The sequence below is a fragment of the Xenorhabdus japonica genome (assembly GCF_900115195.1).
Classification (GTDB): Bacteria; Pseudomonadota; Gammaproteobacteria; order Enterobacterales; family Enterobacteriaceae; genus Xenorhabdus; species Xenorhabdus japonica.
Genome location: NZ_FOVO01000080.1, coordinates 1 through 1,809 on the forward strand (window position 1 = coordinate 1; position 1,809 = coordinate 1,809).

The following is a 1,809-nucleotide window of genomic DNA, read 5'->3' on the forward strand; positions in this document are numbered from 1 at the left end:
GACTAAGCGCCAGAAGGCTGGCTGGGATAATGGCTATATGATGAAAATCCTGACAGTGGGATTTTCATCTGTATAAATTAGACCCGTTTGCCCTAGTGTTGCGGTAGTAACTGTTGACATCGGTAACAACGCCAACTCCCCAGCGATTGGTTTTTACCCTGCCGCCATCAATCGGGACATCAGCGATACCATCGGTATCGACTATCAGACGGGTATCTCCGTTGAATCCACCAGGGTGCAGAGCCATTCCTTTCATTGTTACGGTCATACCACCTGAAGCGGATAAACCCATTGAGGCATAATGACCTTGCATGAGTGATATATTTGCTGAAGTTTGGGCCATATTGCCAAGGTGGCTGTAATAACCACTTATCCGTGGGCGAGTGTGCCCGCTACGGCCATGATTGAATCCTGCTGACAGGCTGTAGCTATTATTGTTTCTCAATCGGCTGTAATAACTGGTTGAATGATTGAATTGCCCACTGCTATAAGATCCGTTGTAGCTCACCGAACCTTGATTTAAGGGGACATTCAGATTCAATAAAATCTCGTTACTCATCTTGCCTGTATTAGCGTAGCGAGTACGTACCGTTGATAACCCCAAAGAGAAGTTATCCAATCCGAATGCGGAAAAGTATTTATCTGCTCGTACACTGTAATAGGTGATATTTTCTTGATCCCAATAAGTTTGATAGTTATAGGACAAACCCAATGATATTTGTTGTTCGGAGAAACTTTTATTCAATGATATTGTGTACATCTCTTTGCTGCGACCACCCAAAGATCGCGATAACGAGCATCCAGATATTGCTGCATGGTCATATAATCCTGTTCGTTAAAACGGTAACCCGCAAAATTAACGTCAATATTGGAATTATCAAACCGCTTGGAGTAACTGAGGCGCCAGGATTTACCTTTCTTGGTTCTCTTATTATTTGGTAATTTGCCGATTGATTGGGTTACGTCTGCGGATAAGGTGCCAAATTGCATGAGATCAATCCCTGCACCGAGTGCCATTGCGCTGTAGTTACCTGCGGTGATAACACCTCCATAGAGTGACCAGCGGTTGGATATACCGTAGGAAACCTCTCCGGCTCCAAACAGGGGACCTTCCATTTTGTGGAAATTATGACGTGGACGTCCCGATGCGAATTTATAACGGATTCGTCCGGGGCGAGTCAGATAGGGAACATAAGCAGCGTTGACCTGAGAGGTCTTTATTGTGCCGTTCTGTTCCGCAATTTTTACATCTAATATACCCCGAACCGCACTGCTGATATCCTGAATAGAAAATGGTCCGGGAGGAACTGTCGTTTCATACAAAATCCGCCCCTGTTGTGTGACGGTCACTCTGGCATTGGTATCTGCAATCCCATTAATTTGTGGAGCATATCCTCTCAGTTTTGGCGGAAGTTGACGCTCATCACTTTCTATACCGAGCCCGGTATAGCTCCAACCGCTGAAAAGATTAGAGTTAAAAGATGATTCTCCTAATGTCAGCTTGGAGCGCCACAACGGTAATGCCCGATACAAATAGATTCTGCTCCAGTCCAGTGATGATTCATTTCGTCTTTTTTTTCCTGCTGTATGGGCGTAATTCCCTTGATAGTCAGCGCGTAATCGCCAGGTATCATAGTTTGCCCCCAAGGTTCCATTTAACCAGGCATTTTGTGATTGTGCGTCATCAGTAGGTTTTGTGATATTTGTACTAAGACTTGGATTCGCATGATAGGTGCAATTTCTGAAAAAGGTGGTCAGTTGCTATAGTAGGCATCTTTCTCGCCAAAGGAAAATGCGCTATGGCCTATA

Annotated in this window: 2 protein-coding genes; both read right to left on the reverse strand. The window is 44.7% G+C overall.

Translation table 11 applies throughout. The annotated features are described in order from the left end of the window. Nucleotides 1-64: 64 nt before the first annotated feature. Nucleotides 65-760, reverse strand: coding sequence for a fimbria/pilus outer membrane usher protein (locus tag BM135_RS17780; RefSeq protein WP_175486208.1), 696 nt, complete (start codon nt 758-760; stop codon nt 65-67). Then, on the reverse strand, nt 742-1,647 hold the full coding sequence (locus BM135_RS17785) for a fimbria/pilus outer membrane usher protein (protein ID WP_175486210.1): 906 nt from the start codon (nt 1,645-1,647) through the stop codon (nt 742-744). Before BM135_RS17785 ends, BM135_RS17780 begins: the two co-directional genes overlap by 19 nt. Between the last annotated feature and the right edge of the window lie 162 nt (nt 1,648-1,809).